Annotated in this window: 18 protein-coding genes and 1 tRNA gene; 10 read left to right on the plus strand and 9 right to left on the minus strand. The window is 66.0% G+C overall.

Annotated elements, in window-relative coordinates; all coding sequences use genetic code 11:
* Positions 1–8 precede the first annotated feature (8 nt).
* The 6 genes from ACNF49_RS09005 (at position 9) to ACNF49_RS09030 (ending at position 4,330) form a co-directional block, all read left to right on the plus strand.
* On the plus strand, positions 9–695 hold the full coding sequence (locus ACNF49_RS09005; RefSeq protein ID WP_482943389.1) for a DUF2637 domain-containing protein: 687 nt from the start codon (positions 9–11) through the stop codon (positions 693–695).
* A gap of 10 nt (positions 696–705) precedes the next feature.
* Positions 706–1,035 carry a hypothetical protein gene (locus tag ACNF49_RS09010; RefSeq protein ID WP_482943390.1) on the plus strand — a complete coding sequence of 110 codons (330 nt, stop codon included), beginning with the start codon at positions 706–708 and terminating at the stop codon, positions 1,033–1,035.
* A gap of 12 nt (positions 1,036–1,047) precedes the next feature.
* Entirely contained in the window at positions 1,048–1,209 is a 162-nt protein-coding gene (locus ACNF49_RS09015) for a hypothetical protein (RefSeq protein WP_357696279.1), read from the plus strand.
* 241 nt (positions 1,210–1,450) lie between these two features.
* The gene (locus tag ACNF49_RS09020) at positions 1,451–2,785 is read left to right on the plus strand and encodes a replication initiator (protein ID WP_482943391.1); all 1,335 of its coding nucleotides are present in this window, start codon (positions 1,451–1,453) and stop codon (positions 2,783–2,785) included.
* The gene (locus tag ACNF49_RS09025; protein ID WP_357999261.1) at positions 2,778–2,969 is read left to right on the plus strand and encodes a helix-turn-helix transcriptional regulator; all 192 of its coding nucleotides are present in this window, start codon (positions 2,778–2,780) and stop codon (positions 2,967–2,969) included. Before ACNF49_RS09020 ends, ACNF49_RS09025 begins: the two co-directional genes overlap by 8 nt.
* On the plus strand, positions 2,966–4,330 hold the full coding sequence (locus ACNF49_RS09030) for a tyrosine-type recombinase/integrase (RefSeq protein ID WP_482943392.1): 1,365 nt from the start codon (positions 2,966–2,968) through the stop codon (positions 4,328–4,330). The genes ACNF49_RS09025 and ACNF49_RS09030 overlap by 4 nt, the downstream gene beginning before the upstream one ends.
* Positions 4,331–5,701: 1,371 nt before the next feature.
* On the opposite strand, the gene ACNF49_RS09035 is transcribed toward ACNF49_RS09030, so the two are convergent.
* The 3 genes from ACNF49_RS09035 to ACNF49_RS09045 all read right to left on the minus strand — a co-directional run bounded on the left by ACNF49_RS09035 (position 5,702) and on the right by ACNF49_RS09045 (position 8,805).
* On the minus strand, positions 5,702–7,744 hold the full coding sequence (locus tag ACNF49_RS09035) for a hypothetical protein (RefSeq protein WP_482943393.1): 2,043 nt from the start codon (positions 7,742–7,744) through the stop codon (positions 5,702–5,704).
* Positions 7,744–8,037: a hypothetical protein gene (locus tag ACNF49_RS09040; protein ID WP_482943394.1), complete on the minus strand. Its 294-nt coding sequence runs from the start codon at positions 8,035–8,037 to the stop codon at positions 7,744–7,746. Before ACNF49_RS09040 ends, ACNF49_RS09035 begins: the two co-directional genes overlap by 1 nt.
* Before the next feature lie 108 nt (positions 8,038–8,145).
* The gene (locus ACNF49_RS09045) at positions 8,146–8,805 is read right to left on the minus strand and encodes an HAD family hydrolase (RefSeq protein ID WP_482943395.1); all 660 of its coding nucleotides are present in this window, start codon (positions 8,803–8,805) and stop codon (positions 8,146–8,148) included.
* A gap of 228 nt (positions 8,806–9,033) precedes the next feature.
* Here ACNF49_RS09045 and ACNF49_RS09050 point away from each other — a divergent pair, with 228 nt between their 5' ends.
* Positions 9,034–9,579 carry a GIY-YIG nuclease family protein gene (locus ACNF49_RS09050; RefSeq protein WP_498702270.1) on the plus strand — a complete coding sequence of 182 codons (546 nt, stop codon included), beginning with the start codon at positions 9,034–9,036 and terminating at the stop codon, positions 9,577–9,579.
* Positions 9,580–9,788: 209 nt separating this feature from the next.
* On the opposite strand, the gene ACNF49_RS09055 is transcribed toward ACNF49_RS09050, so the two are convergent.
* A complete protein-coding gene (locus tag ACNF49_RS09055; protein ID WP_482943396.1) occupies positions 9,789–10,088 on the minus strand; it encodes a nucleoside triphosphate pyrophosphohydrolase in 300 nt (99 codons plus the stop codon).
* A 126-nt stretch (positions 10,089–10,214) separates the two neighbouring features.
* On the opposite strand from ACNF49_RS09055, the gene ACNF49_RS09060 reads away from it, so the two are divergent.
* Complete coding sequence (locus tag ACNF49_RS09060; protein ID WP_482943397.1) at positions 10,215–11,228, plus strand: HNH endonuclease; 1,014 nt, start codon at positions 10,215–10,217, stop codon at positions 11,226–11,228.
* 278 nt (positions 11,229–11,506) lie between these two features.
* Here the strand turns inward: ACNF49_RS09060 and ACNF49_RS09065 are convergent.
* Positions 11,507–11,580 (minus strand) — tRNA-Arg (locus ACNF49_RS09065).
* Between the two features lie 1,614 nt (positions 11,581–13,194).
* Here ACNF49_RS09065 and ACNF49_RS09070 point away from each other — a divergent pair.
* Positions 13,195–14,208, plus strand: a complete 1,014-nt coding sequence (locus ACNF49_RS09070; RefSeq protein WP_357985588.1) for a D-alanyl-D-alanine carboxypeptidase family protein — start codon at positions 13,195–13,197, stop codon at positions 14,206–14,208.
* Here the strand turns inward: ACNF49_RS09070 and mscL are convergent.
* The 3 genes from mscL to ACNF49_RS09085 are packed head-to-tail and all read right to left on the minus strand — an operon-like array spanning position 14,205 to position 16,024.
* Entirely contained in the window at positions 14,205–14,603 is a 399-nt protein-coding gene (gene mscL, locus ACNF49_RS09075) for a large conductance mechanosensitive channel protein MscL (RefSeq protein ID WP_482943398.1), read from the minus strand. The genes ACNF49_RS09070 and mscL overlap by 4 nt on opposite strands.
* 33 nt (positions 14,604–14,636) lie before the next feature.
* Entirely contained in the window at positions 14,637–15,218 is a 582-nt protein-coding gene (locus tag ACNF49_RS09080; protein WP_482943399.1) for an RcpC/CpaB family pilus assembly protein, read from the minus strand.
* Positions 15,215–16,024, minus strand: a complete 810-nt coding sequence (locus tag ACNF49_RS09085) for an S-methyl-5'-thioadenosine phosphorylase (protein ID WP_482943400.1) — start codon at positions 16,022–16,024, stop codon at positions 15,215–15,217. Before ACNF49_RS09085 ends, ACNF49_RS09080 begins: the two co-directional genes overlap by 4 nt.
* A 132-nt stretch (positions 16,025–16,156) precedes the next feature.
* On the opposite strand from ACNF49_RS09085, the gene ACNF49_RS09090 reads away from it, so the two are divergent.
* On the plus strand, positions 16,157–18,124 hold the full coding sequence (locus ACNF49_RS09090; RefSeq protein WP_482943401.1) for an MFS transporter: 1,968 nt from the start codon (positions 16,157–16,159) through the stop codon (positions 18,122–18,124).
* 31 nt (positions 18,125–18,155) lie between these two features.
* On the opposite strand, the gene ACNF49_RS09095 is transcribed toward ACNF49_RS09090, so the two are convergent.
* A complete protein-coding gene (locus tag ACNF49_RS09095) occupies positions 18,156–18,461 on the minus strand; it encodes an FmdB family zinc ribbon protein (protein WP_482943402.1) in 306 nt (101 codons plus the stop codon).
* Positions 18,462–18,467 lie beyond the last annotated feature (6 nt).

An 18,467-nucleotide genomic window follows, 5' to 3' on the forward strand; every position in this document is an offset into this window, starting at 1 on the left:
GGAACAAGATGCGACACTTCGCCGCCTGGCTGCTCGACACCGGCCCCGTCGTCGCCCTGGCCCTCATCGCCGGAGCAGGATCCTTCACCCACATCCGCGACACCGCCACCGAGAACGGCCAGCAGGGCTGGATGGCCTGGGCCATCGCGGTCTGCATCGACCTGACCTGCGTCATGGCCGCCCGCGAACGCCAGCGCGACAAGAAGACAGGCAAAGCTCGGCGCGGTCTCATCTCCTGGCCCGTACTCGTCCTGTCCGGCGGCGTCGTCCTGTCCCTGGCCGCGAACCTGCAACAAGCCGCACCGACCGTGTGGGGCTGGATCACCGCAGCCACTCCGGCCGGCGCCTTCCTCGTCGCGGTCTCCATGCTCGAACGCCGCGCCACCACTGCCCGAACCGAACCGTCCCAGGACGTCCTACAGCCGTCCTCGTCCTGGGCAGAAGCGTCCCCGTCCGTCCCCGAGACGTCCCAAGCCGTCTCGTACGAGGACCGTCCCGCGCTCGCCCCCGCTGACGACAACGGTCCCGCTCCCGCACCAGCCCTGGTCGACTACGCCCGCCGCGTGGCCGTCGAACACCAGACCAAGCACGGCAAGCCCATCACCTGCGACCTGCTGCGCGCCCGCCTGGGCGTGTCCGACCAACTCGCCTCAACCCTGCTCCGCACCCTGCGGACCACACCAGAGACCCCTTGAGAGGAACGTCATGCACGACCACCGCCGAGAACTGATCAACGGCCTGCTCAACCTGGCCATCTTCCTGGAGACCCACCCCGACGTACCGGCCCCGCCCGACCCGACCCTCCACTACTTCTCCGCCCACGAAGCCGACGAGGACATGCGCGCCGAGATCGACCAGATCGCCGCCCGGATCGGATCACCCATCGAATTCGACAACTCGCCGTACGGCCACTACGCGACCTCCGTCCACTTCGGGCCGGTCGAATACCGGGCCGTGGCCATCCTCGCCGCCGCCCAAGCCCGCCACGACGCGGTGAACAGCTACCGCGACTCCATCCAGCACGACGAGACCTAGGAGCTCACCAACATGCGTATCCGCCTCGAAGGAAACCGCGCGGAGATCACCCTCGGTCTGATCCATCTACGTGAGGTCTTCACCGTCACCGCGATGTCCCGGGCGTACCCGGACCGCGCTCACCCGCGCAAGTACCGCGTGTACGTCCGCATTGTCCCTCGGGACAACCGGTGACCATCCCGATCCCGCGCTATTGCTGCTGCACCTGCAACGGCACTGGCATCACCGACGACCAGACCTGCGCCGACTGCCACGGCAGCGGCATCGACAACCACGGCGCATAACGCGCAGCGCCCCCCGCCTGGCCACACATCCGCCAAGATCCGCGCCAGGCCGGGGGCCATCCACACCAGCGTCACTGGATAGGACGGAGCCCATCTTGCCCCACCTTGCGCGCTCTCACGCGGTAGCCGGGATGATCGACCGGCTCCACCAGCCCGACTACGACCGCTGGGCCTGCCAGATCAAGCGCACGGGCGGCTGCCGACAGCCCATCCATCTGCGTGGCAAGGTCGAGCACTTCGACCAGGCCACCGGCCAACTGCTCCACCGTTACAGCACCAACCGGGAACCGGGCGGCGTCCTGCGCGTTCCGTGTAAGACTCGCCGCGCCTCCCGTTGCCCGGCCTGCGCCGAGGTCTACCGCGCCGACACCTACCAACTCGTCCGCGCCGGCCTCGTCGGTGGCAAGGGCGTCCCGGCGACGGTCAGCTCGCATCCGTGCCTGTTCGTCACCCTTACCGCACCGTCCTTCGGGGCGGTCCACGTGCGGCGGGAGAAGAACGGCGAGGTCCAGCGCTGCCACGCCCGCCGCAACGCCCAGACGTGCTCGCACGGACAGCTCATGTCCTGCACCGACCGGCACCACGCCGACGACCCGCGTCTCGGCGAACCGCTGTGCCCCGACTGCTACGACTACGACGGCTCCGTCCTGTTCAACGCCATCAGCCCCGAACTCTGGCGCCGCTTCACCCTCGCCCTACGCCGCCGCTTCGCCCGCCTCAACGACCTGACCGTCAAAGCCCTGCGCGACCAGGCGACCATCGCCTTCGCCAAAGTCGCCGAATACCAGCGCCGCGGCGTCGTCCACTTCCACGCCGTCATCCGCCTCGACGGACCCGACGGCCCCAACTCGCCACCTCCGGCCTGGGCCACCGCCGACGCCCTGGCCGACGCCGTCCAGCACGCGACAACCGCCGTGGCCGCCGAGATCAAGCCGCTGGGCCGCACGTTCCGATGGGGCACTCAGCTCGACGTCCGCCGCATCACCATGAAGGGCGACCTCACCGAACAGGCTGTCGCCGCCTACATCGCCAAGTACGCCACCAAGGCTGCTGAATGCGTGGGGACGTTGGACCGCCGCATCCAACCTCTCGACAACCTAGAAACACTGCCCGTTCGCGACCACGCCCGCCGCCTGATCGCCGCCTGCATGCGACTGGGCAGCGACGAGGACCTGGCCGACCTGCGGCTGACCCACTGGGCCCACATGCTCGGCTTCCGCGGCCACTTCTCCACCAAGAGCCGCCACTACTCCACCACCCTCGGCGACCTCCGCGCCGCCCGCGAAGAACACATACGAACAGAAGAGATCAGCCTCGGGCGGCTGCCGCTCTTCGACGAAGACACCGTCCTCGTCGTCGCTCACTGGGAGTACGCCGGACAAGGCCTCTCCCTCGGAGACCAACTCCTCGCGGCTGCACTCACTGGCACACCACTCGCCACGCAGTTGGTGACCGCCGATGAGTAGGCGCGACGAACTGCTGACCGTCCCGCAGGTTCTCGCCGAACTGGGCGGCGTCTCCCGGCGCACCTTCTACCGCTGGCGCGAGCTTGGCCGCGCGCCGGTCTGCGTCCAACTGCCCAACCTCGAACTCCGCGTCTGGCGGAGCGACCTCACAGCCTGGCTCGACTCGCGACGGGGGGCCGTATGAACACGACTTACGACGTGAAGCTCGGCGAAATCCAGCACCGTACGGACCGCGAGACTCCTACATTCATCGCCCGCTGGCGGGTCGCGGGCAAGCCCAAGTCCAAGAGCTTCAGGACCAAGGGCCTGGCCAACGCCTTCGTCTCTGACCTGCGCCAGGCTGCCAAGGCGGGGGAGGAGTTCGACATCGCCACCGGCCTGCCGGTGTCGATGCTCGCCGCCGGGTCCTCCGGGCCGTCCTTCCTGGAATTCGCTCAGGCGTACGTTCTCCGCCGCTGGAACACCTCAGCGGCCCGGACCCGCGAGACGGACGCGTACGCGCTCCTAACCCTGATTCCAGCCCTGGTGTCCGATGCACCCCGCCGGCCCGCCGCTGAGGAACTGCGGGAAGTCCTCAGGATTCACGCACTGCTCCCGGAGGGCAGACGTGACGCTCTGGCGACGGCCCAAGCAGCGGCATTGGCCTGGCTGGAGAGGGCGTCACTCCCGCTCTCGGCGCTGGGAGAGGCACACGTTCTCCGTACGGCCCTCGACGCCATCTCGGTCACCTTCGCCGGCACTCCAGCGGGGGCGAACACGGTACGGCGCAAGCGCGCCATCCTGCATCACCTGCTGGAACACGCAGTAGAGCAGAAGGTGTTCAACACCAACCCGCTGGACGAGATCAAGTGGACGGCACCGAGGGCCGTCACAGTCATCGACCCTCGTACGGTGGTCAATCCCGCCCAAGCACGGCAACTCCTCAATGCCCTGCCCAAGGTGGGCCGCAAGCGGGGCGCTCGACTCCAAGCCCTGTTCGCCTGTATCTATTACGCCGCTCTCCGGCCAGAGGAGGCGGCCGACCTCCGGCTGAAGAACTGCACGCTACCTGAAACGGGCTGGGGCCTGATCATCCTGGAGAAGGCCCGTCCCCAAGGCACGAAACGCTGGACCAACTCCGGCGAGACCCACGAGTCCCGCAGCCTGAAGCACCGCGCGGACAAGGAGACACGAGAGATCCCCATTCCGCCCACCCTGGTCAGCTTGCTCCGCGACCACGTCGCCGAGTACGGCACGGCCAAGGACGGCAGGATCTTCAGCACGGCCACAGGCGGCACCTACTCCAGTTCGGCACATTCCTACGTCTGGCAAGAAGCCCGCAAACTGGCCCTCACCCCGGAACAGGCCGCCTCCTCACTGGCAGCACGACCGTACGACCTCCGCCACGCCGCGGTCTCCCTCTGGCTGAACGCCGGCGTCCCGGCCCCCGAGGTAGCCAAACGTGCCGGCCACAGCGTGGACGTGCTCCTGCGGGTCTACGCCAAATGCATCGACGGCCAGCAAGAGCAGATCAACAGCAAAATCAACAACGCCCTCGACACATAACTGACCCTTGTCCCCCTTCGGCCCCGGATCTGCCGGGGCCCTTTGGTTTCACGCTGCTCGCCATGCCGCGTCGTTCCCACAGAAACCCATCACGCTGCGCCACCCTGTCATGCACGCGCAGCGAGAGGAGGACCATGCACACCGACCCCAACCACCCCGCGCTGCTCCCCGCAGAGCCACCCTCGCCGCGGCAACCGCCGCATGGCCGGTCGCTTCGAGACCTTCCCCGGCTCCTCAATACGTCCGACTCCCTCGACTGGCGAACGTATTCACCCCCTGCATCGCCCAAGCGATCAGGTCTGCGAAGGCGGGGTCGCTTGATCCGGTCGGTGCTCATCGCGGGCCTCTTGGCCTGTGGCAGCTTCAGCCTCTGGTCGAGCGCGTGGGGCAATGACAACGCGTCGCCTCGAACGACAGCTACCTCGCTGCCGACACCCCGCCCGAGCCTTACTGATCGCCCTGCCGTGCTCACCCCGCCAGCGACGCACGCACCCGCTTCCCATGCGCCTCCACCCTCGACAGTGCCGCGGGCAGACCGCAAGCAGTCGAAGAACAAGACGAGACGGCTCGGGAGCCACCATCAAGCACAGGACTTGACTGTGCCACCTCAGCGCTATAAAGCCATCCCCCGGACGCCGCACACGACGGCTGCGACACCCCCTCGTCGTCCGAGAAGGTTCAGGCCCATGGTTCCTGAGGAACGCGACAGGACGAGCCCGGCTCCTTGGATCGCCACGAAGTGTGACGAGCTCTTTCCGCCTTCCCGATCAGAGTTCCTCATCCGCAATCGGGCATGTCACTTTCTCTACGGATAGCGCCATCATCCCCGACTGGAACTGAGGAGAATGGGGCGGAGTTGCCGGGCGAACTCGATGGCGTCTGCACGGTGATCTCGGCCCGGTGCGCCGCGGACTATTTGGATCTCAAGCATCTTGGAACCGTTACGCGTCCATGCGAGCGCCTTTGCTCCAGTCGGGTTTCCATCCGTGTCTTTTATGACTGCGCTATAGCCCGGCCTCGAGTCGATCGGCAAGTCGGTTCCCTTGTCGACGAACTTGGTGTTTTCTAGGCTCCCCAGCGTGGAAGTGAAGGGGCTGTGCAGCTCGATGAAAAGTAGCGCCTTGTCTCGAATGCTCGGGGATCTGGTAACAATGCAGCGAGAGGAGTCTTTTGGCGAGTCGGTGCCGCTTGCGTAGAAAGTGTCCAGGCCAATGGCGCGAGATATGGCCTCGCTGGAAAGAAAATCGCACTCTAAGGGTGGTGTTGTAACACTGCCTAGCGGCCGCCTGTCGGTAGGGGGAGATGGCGGCGACGAACATGCTGCCGCAGTGACAAGAGCGGCTGACAGTATTGCCGCTGAACGCCGTGCTCTCATTCCTCCGCCTCTGGATAGTCATCGCTAGGCCGTTGGAACCCCTCCCAGACAGAACTGTCAGTCTTGCGCCAGAGGCCTGACGCTGGTGAAAGTCTTAGCCATTCGTCGTAGGCGAACGCCTGTTCGGAGGTCATCTCGCTTCGCGGTATTATCTGGCCACTGGCGATGAAGTCTCCTGCAGAATTTCTTTTATAGTTATCAAAGGCGTGAGGATGAATGGCTCCTGGAGTTTTTTCATCGCCGAACAGGCCATGTCGCATCATCGCATCGACGGTGAGATCTTTGAATAGGTTCTGACTCTCGACGAGCGTATCTACTGCCTTGCTTCGGGCCGCCTTCCCTTCAGTGAAATTGACGCTGTCGCTGGCATATGCTTCTGCGAATTCATACCCCGAGACGACCCAGTCCCCGGCGGGCGTGAGCGCCAGCTTGAGCGTTCTGGTGAACGCGTCTTTGAGTGCGTTGTTGGCCTCATCTCTTCGGTCGGCTTCCTTGATGTTCGCAAGGTTTCCGGCGTCGACTATGAGATGCAGCGACTTGCTCAGGCCATAAACTCTGGCATTGAAGAGGTCTCCCATTTTTCCTGTCATGCCATCAGACAGCAACTTCTGACGGTATGCGCGCTGTTCGGCGTCCGTAGCGTTTGGATGACTACTGTGCCATGCACTGAATGCCGAACTGATCTCTCTTCCGATATTGATTCCTTGGTAATCGAAGACCTTCACGCTGTACTCTCCGTGTGCCTCGGCGGCCGCCTTGAGCGCTTGGGGATCTTTGAAGGCCCATGTCATCACGTTCTTGACCGCGTCCTGATTGAACAGAGCTCCATAAGGCTGAATTCCGGGAAGGCTCGGGTCTGGGTCCGGTAACTCTGTTACACCCATCGACTCCTTGTTGCTACTACCAGAGATGCGATGAACGTCGCCCATGTAGGCCGAGAAAACACGGCCTGCGCTCATGCGTGTGTCAGGGAGGTTGGCCTGAGCTCGCGGGTCTGACCAGAAGTGGACAGCCCAGGACGCGATCAAGGCTGACTTGTACCCTCGTGAACTGCCGGGAGGTTGGCCGTGGTCGCGGAACCTCGTGGTGGCCGCCTCAATAGCCCGGCCGAGGTCGCCGCTGCTGTGGCCCCAGCGGTTGTCGCGCATCAGGAAGGCCAGGGGCTTACGGGCGGGATCGGTGAAGAAATCCTGCGCAACTCTGGCGTTGTTAGCCAAAGCAGCTGCCAGGCCGGCACCGAACCGGATGATGGCCTCCTGTTGGGATGGTGGCTTCTTGGCGTTGTCGAAGACCTTGTTGGCGATCTCGCGCAGGAACGCGTCGTCGAATGTGCCGTACCGTAGGAGTTCGTCAACCACGGTATCGCTCAGCAGATCGTCGGTCGACAACAGCTCGTCGACGTAGCTCTTGGGTAGCTTCATCTCGCCGACTCCACGCGAGGCCGTTCCCAAGGTGACGCTCAAAGCACGTGCCACACCGTCCATGACGGGCGACGACAACGACGCTTTCCCCCAAGGCTTTTCCGCAGAGCCGCGGTGCTTCAGGTAGAGGTTCGTCAGGAGCACCTTCAACTCCTTGGGGGGCATCTCCTTGAAGAAGGCGACCGCGAAGTAGGGATCGTGCTGGTGCTTCTCCAGCAAATCCAATGTTTCCTTGGTGAGGCCGCCCCTAGCGCTGAGAGCGTCTTTCATGGCCTTGCGAAGCTGGTCGGCTACGGACTTGGCGGCTGCGGCGCCGCTTGCCGGCGAGTTCGAAGCCCACAGCGTTTCATCCGCCCAGACAACACCCTTGTCGAGCGCGATCTTCTGAGTGGAGACGATCAAGTCCAGGCGGCGCTGAAGGTCGGGAATCTGCTGGGCGATCTGAGATGCGACGTCTGCCAGTGTGCCCGGCCCAGTCATGCTGGCGCCGATCGAGCCCAAGGCTCTACCGATCTGCGCATCCGCGTCCGGCCATGACTGCTTCAGGCGCTTGATCTCGCCGATCAGCTGAGTCATCAGCGCCGGGTCGATGCCGATCCGGTTCGCAGATGGGCTCATCAGCCGGCCCTTCCCGGCAGATTGACCGGTGGGGTCCAGCCTTGCCCCAATGCGGTCGTCGGCTCGGCAGGATCGGGACGTGCGGACTCGACCAGTGCCAAGGCTCGGTTGAAGGCGCCTTTATAGGCCGCCTCCCATGCCTGGCAGTCCTTGAGCAGCTTGTCGGCGGCCTTGCCCTTCATCGCGCCGTCTTCGAGCAGCCTGACGAGTTTGCGCACGTCGTTAGCGTGCTGGTCGCGTAACTGCTCGATCGTCCGCCGGGCGGCGGCGATCTGTTCCTGGGACGCCATCATCCTGGATCCTTCGGATCTTGAGGACGACTATCTATGGGATCAATGTGACGATAAAGGGCGGTCGTGGTGCCGTCGAGTCGAATGACTCATACGGCATAATCTCAACGCTTATCTCAGCTGATGCGTATCACGCATAATGGCAATCGCCTCGGCTACGTCCGCCACCACGTGATCGGCCCGATGCTCGTGCCCCGGCCACGTACCTCGATCGACCCAGATCCCGCGCAAGCCAGCAGCCTGAGCACCTGCGATGTCCGCGATGAGGTTGTCACCCACCATCCAACCGCCATCGATGAGGCTGGCTCCGCACCGCTCGGCGGCGATCTGGAACAGGCGAGCATCCGGTTTTCGGACACCCTCAACCCCCGACACGGCGTAGCCATCAACCGCATCGGCCAGGCCGGTTCGGTGGAGCTTGCCGAGCTGATTGTCCGCCATGCCATTCGTGACGATTCCTACTCGCCACCCCGCGGCCCGTAGGTCAGCCAACCCCACCAGGACGCCTGGGTAGCACTTCACGAGGTACGGCATCCGCTGACGGTAGCCGGCCCACAGCTCTTCGACCGGCTCCGCCAGTGCGAAGTGCTCGCGCACCTTGGTGAAGAAGACGTCCCGGTGAGGGTGTACGCCCTGATCCAGGGAGGTGAGCCAGGAGGTGTCTTCCGGCTTCAGGTGATGGTGCTCAGCGAACTCCTCGGCCCACCGCAGGAACGCGCCGCTGAGGTCAATGAGCGTCCTGTCGAGGTCAAAGAGGGCAAGGTACTGCACGATGACACCCTAGGTCGGAACGTCACGCCGACAACAGTTCGTCTTGTGGCCTGGTGCGCACTGGGCAGTGCCTTCCGAATCATCGCGTCGCGTCAAGTGGTGCGGCGCCTCGTAGGTCTGAGCGACCGGCCAGCGGTTGAATCTGCTCGGTACCCGCGGCAGCACCTCCATCCGGATTGTCTGTGGCGTGCTTTAACCTTCCTGCACGGCTGAGATTGGAGGCAAAGGATGGACACCGCTGGGCTGCTAAATCCGATCAGGTTGTGGGAAGCGGCCGAGGTCCTCGCCCGCCCGAGTCCGGTGCCGAGCGCCGCGGGCATCTATGGGTGGTACTTCACCCAGGCTCCGCATCCAAGCCTGCCGGCTGACCGTCTCCTCTACGTTGGGATTGCTCCCCGTCGTATGGCGACGCGAGCCAGCAGGCAGCATCTCCGGAGCAGGGTGCGGTACCACTTCCGCGGCAATGCTGAGGGCTCCACCCTGCGGCTCAGTCTCGGTTGCCTGCTCGGGCTCGAGCTCCGACGGGTAGGTAGTGGGAAGCGGTTGACCTTCGGGCAGGCCGGTGAGAAGGAACTGACGGATTGGATGGCGGAACACGCCCGGGTGTGTTGGGTCCGTCATGACGAGCCCTGGACGGGGGAGTCTGCACTGATCTCTCAGTTGAATCTTCCCCTCAATTTGGATCAGAACCGCTGTCATGCTTTTCATCCGTACTTGAGTGGTCTCCGCTCCTCGGCGCGTGCCCATGCTCGCAGCCTGCCGATCAGCTCTTGAAGCTTGCGGCTGGCGTCACGCGTGTGCTCATCGCTGTTTCAGGATGCTTGAGATCACGTCGACTGACACCTTTGGGGAGTTACAGGACGCTGTGAATCCTCGGGGACTTCGATGTCTGCCTATGACTCGCGCGGCTCATGGGGCCATTCATTCTGCTACAAGTCACATCTGAGCAGAGATCCTCATGGTTCAGATGAGGCAAGGACCAATCACGCCAGGTAGAGACCGTGGTGGAACCCTCCGCGCTCCTCGCGTTTGTTGGCCGCCACCTTCTCGATCGCACTCCAGTCGTGCCCATGGACCGTAGCTAGCGCACGCAGAACTTCGTACACATCGGCGATCTCTTCCGCGACTTCGGAGGGAGACGCTTCGCCAAGTTCGGTGGCCTCTTCAAACAGTTTGGTCAGCAAAGCATTCCGGTAGTCGACGCCGTCGAGCACGGTAATGACCGGTTCTTCACCGCCCTGGCGGATGATGTCCGGAATCTTGTCCCGAACCAGTTTGCCCATGCTCCACGTCCTTCACTTCGAGCGCCCTACCTGCAAGGCTTCTGAGCCTATCGAGCCTCAGTGACATCCACGTGATCGCGAACTACCCTGAACCGGTCGAAACGCGATCAAGGCTGGTATGTACGGATGACTGTGGAGTTCTTTCGCGAAGAACCAACCGCTCGCTCCTCATGGAGGCTGGCGGTGCTCATGGGCGCCAACTCGCGTACCTACAAGTTCGCCTTGGGGGAGGCGCTGCTGGGCGCCGCTGCCGAGGGGCGCACCGACATCCCTCTACGGGAGCTGGCCAGGCCGTACGCGATGAGCCTGGTGGAACATCTGGCGCAGGCGCCGCAGACCTCGCAACGGAGCGCTACCAGCGGAGCTGACTTCCTGACCGTGGCTCAGGAGGAGACCGCAGAGTCCGTACGGCTTGGTTCGCCCACGGAGAAGTTGCTCGCCGCTGCGATGAAGTCGATGCCAGAGATGGTGATGCAGAAGTTTCACAATCTGCGCGGCAATGGCGGCGCCGAGATACCTCATCGCTTCTACGAGGTGACCGGCAGCGCTCGCGAACGGGTGGTCAAGCTGACAGAGCCTCTGCGTGAGGTCGCTCTGTCGGAGCAGAGGGCAACCCTGCAGGCGGAACTGGCCGCCAGGTGGAGCATCGTTGAGACCTCCTTCGCCGCGGGCGTAGGGCGAAGTCTTGTGGAGGAGGGCGTCGCGGTCGATCTGACGACGCTGCGGATCACCGACAAAGAACGGCGACGCTCAGTTGCCGGGGTTACTGACGCTGTCATCGGGTTTCAGCATGGCCGCTGCATCATTTGTGCTCAACCGCTCATCCCCGGTGTCGACGAGGTCGCGGTCGACCACGTGTTTCCGTACTCCTTCAAGCGGCTCCTGAGCGGTACGAAAGTCGATCTGGACGCGATCTGGAACCTCGCCCCTGCACATCGGCTCTGCAACGGGCAGAAGAGCAACCAGCCGCCCTCACAGGGTGAGCTCACTCGTCTGGCTCTGCGGAACGAGGCGATCATGCAGTCACCGCATCCGCTGAAGCGGACCCTTCAACTGACGCTGAAGGGGCACGGCTATTCAGGTGGACGGGTCGGCGAATGGTGGGACTTCATCAACGAAGTGCGTAGCCGGCTCCAATAGCGGCGCGGGACGGTCGGAGGGTTCACTGCCGTGCCTGTCGAGGCTCACCCGAGCTCGTCCTTGCAGGAGAAAATGGGCGGCAGAGGGGAACTCGGCTGGCTATGAACCCAGGCACAGGTGCCCCTGGGACGTCACCAAGATCATCCCCCGCATGTCCCCAGAGCGCTGTCCTACGGCTGCATTCGGGTGCACTCGGCGGCCTATCAAGGGTCTGGCAAGCAAAAGACCTGCGGTCAAGAAACCGCAGGTCAGAAGGTGAAACGCCTGATCAAGATGAGTGCCCCCGGCAGGATTCGAACCTGCGGCACCCGCTTTAGGAGAGCGGTGCTCTATCCCCCTGAGCTACGGAGGCGGACGCTCGTAAGCCTAGCGAAAGTTGGGCAGTGCGTGGGCCGCCGGGCCGGGGTCAGTTTGGTGAGGTTGGTTATGGGTGCTCTGAGCTGCGGTAAAGGCATGGCAAGCGGTCAGATTCCTGCGCTTCGTGCGTGGCTAGCTTCTGCCTGTGACCAGGAGGCGATCCACGCAAGCTCGTAGGCGGCCCGTTGTGTTGTTCGGGGCGTTGCTGGCGCCGGCGATTCTTGCCGGCGGGCTGTTGGCGGGGGAGATGCGGGGGTTCGAGGGAGTTGGTGCGCCGGTGGGGATGGAGGAGCGGAGGGCGGTGCGGTTGGCGTTCGAGCCTGTGTGGGTGCCCGCGCCTGCGCATCCTGATCGGCGGTACGAAGGGGTGATTCCGGCGCCTGTGCGGAAGGTCTCCGAGGTGTCCGAGGCGTTGGAGGTGCGGTCCTCGGTGCCTATGCCCGCGCCGGAGCCGGATCCTGTGGTTGAGGAGGAGCCGTACGTGCCTGAGGCTTCGCGGTCCTTGCCAGGGTGTGCGGGGGAGTGGGAGGACACCTGGCTGTGGGACATGTGCCGGGAGCGTGAGCAGGAAGCGGCACAGAATGCCCGCTATGGCTGGTTGTCGGGCTTGTGAAGTCGACGACGGGTGTTGGCTGAAGAAGGTGTGCTGCTGTGGCGCGGTGTCGCGCAGGCCGCTGGCGGGTGAGGTCAATGACCGGCTCTTCCCGCGTGCTGTCTCGGCGGGGGGAGTGGCTTGAGTGGCTTCGTGTTGGCTGCTGTTGGGGCTTCCTTTCAGGAGGTACTTCGCCGCTGAGATAGAGGGCGTCGGCTTCGGTGGTCTTGGTGGCAGGTCTGCGTGCGATTGCGTGGCGGCTGCGGTGGAGGCTCTTGGCCGGAGGGCCGAGACGAGGTCACGAGAGGCCGGAGGGCGTTGCGTGTCGTGTGGAGGGACTGCAGGTCGGGTGGCGCAGCTCTGGGGGTGACCGCCCGTCGTACCCAACAGGCTGCGACAGGGAGACGCTGTCGCCGGTGATCCCAGGGGACTGGCCGAAAAGGGAGTGGTGAGCACCGTTCCTGAAACAGGCTCAGAGCCGTCGAAGCTCAAGTCATGGGTGGTTCCGCGCATTACGGGTCCACATGACAAGGGGACGTCGGAGGGTGCGGAGAAGTGAGAAGGGCGCTGTGGCGGACATCGGAGAGGAACGAGCCGACGTAGGAAGAGGCGGAGACGTACCGCGGTGACTGCAGGTCAGGGCGGATGAAAGCGGCGCAGCGGTGCGGCTGGCTCACCCATCCGGTGCACGCACTCCCGCAGCCGTCCCCAGGCTGCACCGTGACAGCTTGTCCCGGGCCGCCGAAGGGAGAAACCCTGACAGGAAGGTCCAGGACGGTGCACGGTTCCGCCGGGAGTCGGGCGTAGGGGGCGATGTCGCTGGTGGGGAGGGGGAGCCGTACATAGTGCGCTTTTTGTCTCATAGCAGCTCTTCGGAGTTCGGTCCGGACACTCGGGGGGCTGTAGTAACGTGCGTGCCTGACCCGGGTAACGAGTGTGCAAACGGAGGAGTCGAACGTGCCATCCCCTCGATCAGCGGGTCTGATCGCGGTCGTCATGGCGATGGCTTCTCTCTTCGTGCCATCAGCGGTTCAGGCGCAGGCGCGCACCCAGGTGGAGCGGCGGGATCCGAGCAATCTGGCGGAGCTGCGCAAGGAGGCCGAGAAGTCGGCCAAGGAGCTTGAGGACGCCACCAAGGCGCTGGAGAAGCGGCGTGCCACGATCGCGGCGTCCGAGAAGGAGCTCAAGACCAAGCTGAACGGGCTGCAGGACTTGGAACGCAGGCTCGCGGTGATCCGGCAGCCGGTCTCGCAGCTTGCGGAGCTGCTCTACGAGCAGCCCGTCGGGGCGGACGGCGTGGTGCCGTTCCTGTCGGGGGACGCCGGGGTCGGCACCCTGCGGGCGCTCTCGGACTCGACCGAGATGGTCAGGGTCCGGCAGCAGGCCGTGGAGCAGACCAGCACCCTGTACAAGGAGGCCGAACGGCTGGCTGCCGACGCTCAGGAGCTGAGGGCGGGCAACCTGCTGGCCGAGGCCCAGATGGCGGCCGAGATCGACACGCTCAGGCAGCGTTCGGACAAGATCGTCAAGTCGCTCACCGCGGCGCTGGTGAAGCTGGGCATCAAGATCGACAAGGTCGGGCGGGCGGCGCTGGGCTGCAATCCCCTCCAGGCCGCCACGGCCAACAACTACCCCAACGGGCTCATCCCCAAGAGCATGCTCTGTCCGCTGCAGCAGAAGGGGTTCAGTCTGCGGGCGGACGCCACCATCGCCTTCGTCAGCCTCAACGAGGCCTACCGGAGGCGGTTCGGCAAGGCGATCTGTGTGACGGACGCCTATCGGAGCCTGGCCGAGCAGCAGTCCGTCTACTACCGGCGGCCGGGGTTCGCGGCCGTGCCGGGGCGGAGCAACCACGGTCTCGGGCTGGCTGTGGACCTGTGCGGCGGGGTGGAGCGGTTCCGGTCCACGGAGTTCGTGTGGATGGAGAAGAACTCCAAGAGGTACGGGTGGTTCCATCCCGCCTGGGCCTACAGCAGCCCGTTCGAGCCGTGGCACTGGGAGTACGACCCGAAGATCGACTCGCAGCTCTAGGCGGGCACGACCTCGGCGCTGCAGAAGGCGCAGCGGGAGGCGGCCTTCGGGATCTCCGACAGGCATTCGGGGCAGTCGCGGGTCTTGGCCTCGACCTGGGCCGCCGCGCGCTCCTTGAAATGCGTGTACGGCTTGACGACCAGGAAGTAGATCACCGCCGCGATCATCAGGAACGAGATCACCGCGTTGAGGAACTTGCCGTACATGAAGTGGGACGCGCCGACGGTGATCTTCAGCGTGGAGAAGTCGGGCAGGCCGCCGAAGGCGGAGATCAGTGGGGTCAGGAGGTCGGCGACGAACGACTGCACGATCGAGTTGAAGGCCGCCCCGATGACCACCGCGACGGCCAGGTCGAGGACGTTGCCCTGCATGAGGAACTTCTTGAATCCGTTCATGGCCGAGAATCGTAGTCGAACGATTACTCTCGGTTAACTCTTGAAGGTGATGGAGAGGCGGCCCGATGTCTGGGCGCCCGCCAGCTGGGCCGCCTGGTACGGGGTGGCCGCCAGCACCACCAGCGCGCCGCCGGTACGGGAATCGGCGGCGGGACGCGGGATGGTGATCACGCGGACGTCGTCGGCGATGAGCTGGGCCGGCTGACCGCCCTCCCAGGCCGCCAGGACGCCGACGGTCGAGCCGGGGGAGATGAGGGCGACGGCGTCGGGGTCGGCGATGCGCACGGGGGCGGCCACCGTGCCCGGCGGCAGCGGCAGGGGATGGAGCAGGCGGGCGTCGGTCAGCGGCTCGCCCCGGCGCATGGGCCCGGCAAGGTAGCGGCCCCCCGCGTACGACCGGACGGCCCCGTCAGGAGGGTGGGCGAGCGGCGCCGGACGGAGGTCACCGGGACGCAGGGGGCCGGGGGCGAGGTCGCGGGCGGCGATGAGGACCTCGGGGCCCGCGGCGGGACGGAGGGCGACATAGGCCGACAGGACGCCCACCGCGGCCAGGGCCGCCGCGATCAGCCGACGACGCCGGGCCCACGGCCGCAGCCAGGCGGGCTGCCTGCTCACGGCAGCTCGAAGGGCAGCTTGATGCCGTCGAGGGCCGAGCCGCAGGAGCACGTGCGGTCGGTGGGCAGGGCCTGGACGGTCTCGGCGATCAGCGTGCGCATGCGGGTGACGTTGCGGGCGAAGAACTCCAGAACCTCGTCGTGGGTCACGCCCTGGCCGGCCTCGACCCCGGCGTCGTGGTCGGTCACCAGGGAGAGCGAGGTGTAGCACAGGGCCAGCTCGCGGGCCAGCACCGACTCGGGGTAGCCGGTCATGCCCACGATCGACCACCCGTTGGCGGCGAACCACTGGGACTCGGCCCGGCTGGAGAAGCGGGGGCCCTCGATGACCACCAGCGTGCCGCCGTCGACGACGTCTCCCCAGCCGGTGGAGCGGGCCGTGGTCACGGCCGCGGCTCTGCCGGACGGGCAGTAGGGGTCGGCGAAGGAGACGTGGACGGCCCCCGAGACGTCGTAGTACGTCTGCGGCCGGCCCGAGGTGCGGTCGACGATCTGGTCGGGCACGACGATGGCGCCGGGGCCGTACTCGGCCTTGAGCGAACCGACGGCGCTGGGGGCGAGCACCTGGGTCACGCCGAGCGAGCGCAGCGCCCACAGGTTCGCGCGGTAGGGGATGCGGTGGGGAGGGAAGCGATGATCCCGGCCGTGCCGGGGGATGAACGCGACCGAACGCGAGCCGATGCGGCCGACGGTGACGACGTCGCTGGGCGGCCCGTAGGGGGTGGAGAGCTCGATCTCCTCCGCGTCGTCGAGGAGGGAGTAGAAGCCCGAGCCGCCGAGGACGCCGATGTCTGCGCGAGTGACCATGGCGCCGAGAGTAGCCGGACGGCCGGGGGCCACGAGAACGCCGAACGCCGTTCTGTGGATAACCGAACCGGCGCCGGCAGGCCGCCCGAACGCGGAGCGTACGCACGCCAGTACGAAGCGTAGGATCACCGCATGCGGCAAAAAGGGCTGGGCCTCATCATCCTCGCGCTGATGCTCGGCATGCTGCTGGCCTCGCTCGACCAGACCATAGTCTCCACGGCCCTGCCGACGATCGTGAGCGACCTGGGCGGGCTGGAGCAGCTCTCCTGGGTGGTGACGGGCTACATGCTCGCCTCGACCGTCTCCACGCCGTTGTGGGGCAAACTGGGCGACCAGTACGGCCGCAAAAGGCTCTTCATCGCCGCGATCATCATCTTCCTCCTCGGATCGGCCCTGTGCGGGCTGAGCCGGAACATGGGGGAGCTGATCGGGTTCCGGTCGATCCAGGGGCTGGGCGGCGGCGGGCTCATGGTGCTCGCGCAGGCGATCGTGGGCGACGTGGTCTCGGCCCGCGAACGAGGGCGCTACCAGGGCTTCTTCGGCGCCGTCTTCGCCGTCAGCAGCATCGTGGGGCCGCTGCTCGGCGGGCTGTTCGTCGACCACCTGTCCTGGCACTGGGTGTTCTACGTCAACCTCCCCCTGGGCGCGATCGCCCTGGGCGTGATCGCGGCGGCGCTGCCCGGCGACGACACGCGCACCAGCCATCGCATCGACTACGCCGGGGTGGTGCTGCTCGGCGGCGCGACCTCGTGCCTGGTGCTCATCACGACCTGGGGCGGCACGACCTATCCCTGGGCGAGCCCGGTCATCGCCGGTCTGGCGCTGGGGGCGGCGGCGCTGGTCGCGGCGTGGGTGGCCGTCGAGCGACGGGCCGCCGAGCCGGTGCTGCCGCTGGGGCTGTTCCGGGTGCGGGCGTTCGCGATGTCGTCCGCGGTGGGGTTCGTGGTGGGGTTCGCGATGTTCGGGGCGCTCACGTACCTGCCGCTGTTCCTGCAGGTCGTGCATGGGGTGAGTCCCACATTGTCCGGGGTGTACCTGCTGCCGATGATGGCCGGGATGCTCACGTTGTCGATCGTCAGCGGGCTGGTGATCTCGAAGACCGGCAGATACCGCTTCCTGCCCATCGCGGGCACGGCCGTGGCGACGGTGGGGCTGTTCCTGCTGTCCGGGCTGAGCGAGCGCAGCAGCCTGCTGACGATGGGCGGCTACCTGCTGGTGCTCGGCGTCGGGCTCGGGATGACCATGCAGGTGCTGGTGATCGTCGTGCAGAACGCCGTCGACTTCAAGGACCTCGGCGTGGCCACGTCGGGAGCGACGTTCTTCCGGTCGATCGGAGGGTCCTTCGGGGTCGCCACGCTGGGGGCGGTCTTCACCGGCACGCTCAACGGCGACCTGCGGGAGGTGCTGGCCAGGGCCCGGTTGCCGGCGGGGTTCGACCCGTCCAGGATCCAGCGCGACCCGACCGTCATCCAGCGGCTGCCTCCCGCGCTGGCCGGTCAGTTCCTCCATGTGTACGCCGACGCCATCGCCACCGTCTTCCGGGTGGCCGCGCCGGTGATGTTCGGTGCGTTCGCGCTGAGCTGGTTCATCCCGCAGACGCGGCTCAGGGAGACCACCAAGGCGGCGGACCTGGGCGAGGGGCTGGGCGCCACGTCGGCCGAGCGGTCGTCGCTGGAGGAGGTCGAACGTGGGCTCATGCGGCTCGCCGACGCCGACCTGCGCAGGGGTTACTACGAAAGGCTCGGGGCGCTGGCCGGGCTGAGCGGCGTCGCGCCGCAAGGGGTGTGGGTGCTCGCCAGGCTCAACGGCAAGGGCTGGGTCGGGGCGGCCGAGCTGGCCGAGCGCGCCAAGGTCAGCAGGGCACACGGACGGCCCCACGTCGACCAGCTGGTGGACGAGGGGCTGGTGGAGCGTTCTGGGGACGGCGAGCGGCTGCGGCTCACGCCGAAGGGGGACCGGGCGGCCCTGGGGCTCGTGCGCTGCTCACGCGAGGGGCTGAGCAGGCTCGTGGCTGACTGGGGGCCCGATCCACAGCTGGCGCGGCTCGTCGATCGCATCGCGCCGGAACTGCTCGGCGCGTACGCCGACCGGCCTCGATGAGGCCCCCGCCCGTGCGGGCGGGGTGACGTGCCTAGTTGGAAGCCGCGGCGGACGCCGGCGCCGGGGTGGACGACGACGAGGACGACGCGGACGACGACTCGCTCGACTTGCTCTCGGCCGGCTTCGACGGGGTGGTCGAAGAGGTGGAGGACGTCGAGGACGAGCGGTTGTCGGTGCGGTAGAAGCCCGAACCCTTGAACACGATGCCGACGGCGGAGAACACCTTCCGCAGGTTGCCCTGACAGTTGGGGCACACCGTCAGCGCATCGTCGGTGAACTTCTGCACGACTTCGAGCTGCTCGCCGCAGTCGTTGCAGGCGTACTGGTAGGTCGGCACGCGCTC

The sequence above is a fragment of the Actinomadura sp. ATCC 39365 genome (assembly GCF_054392275.1).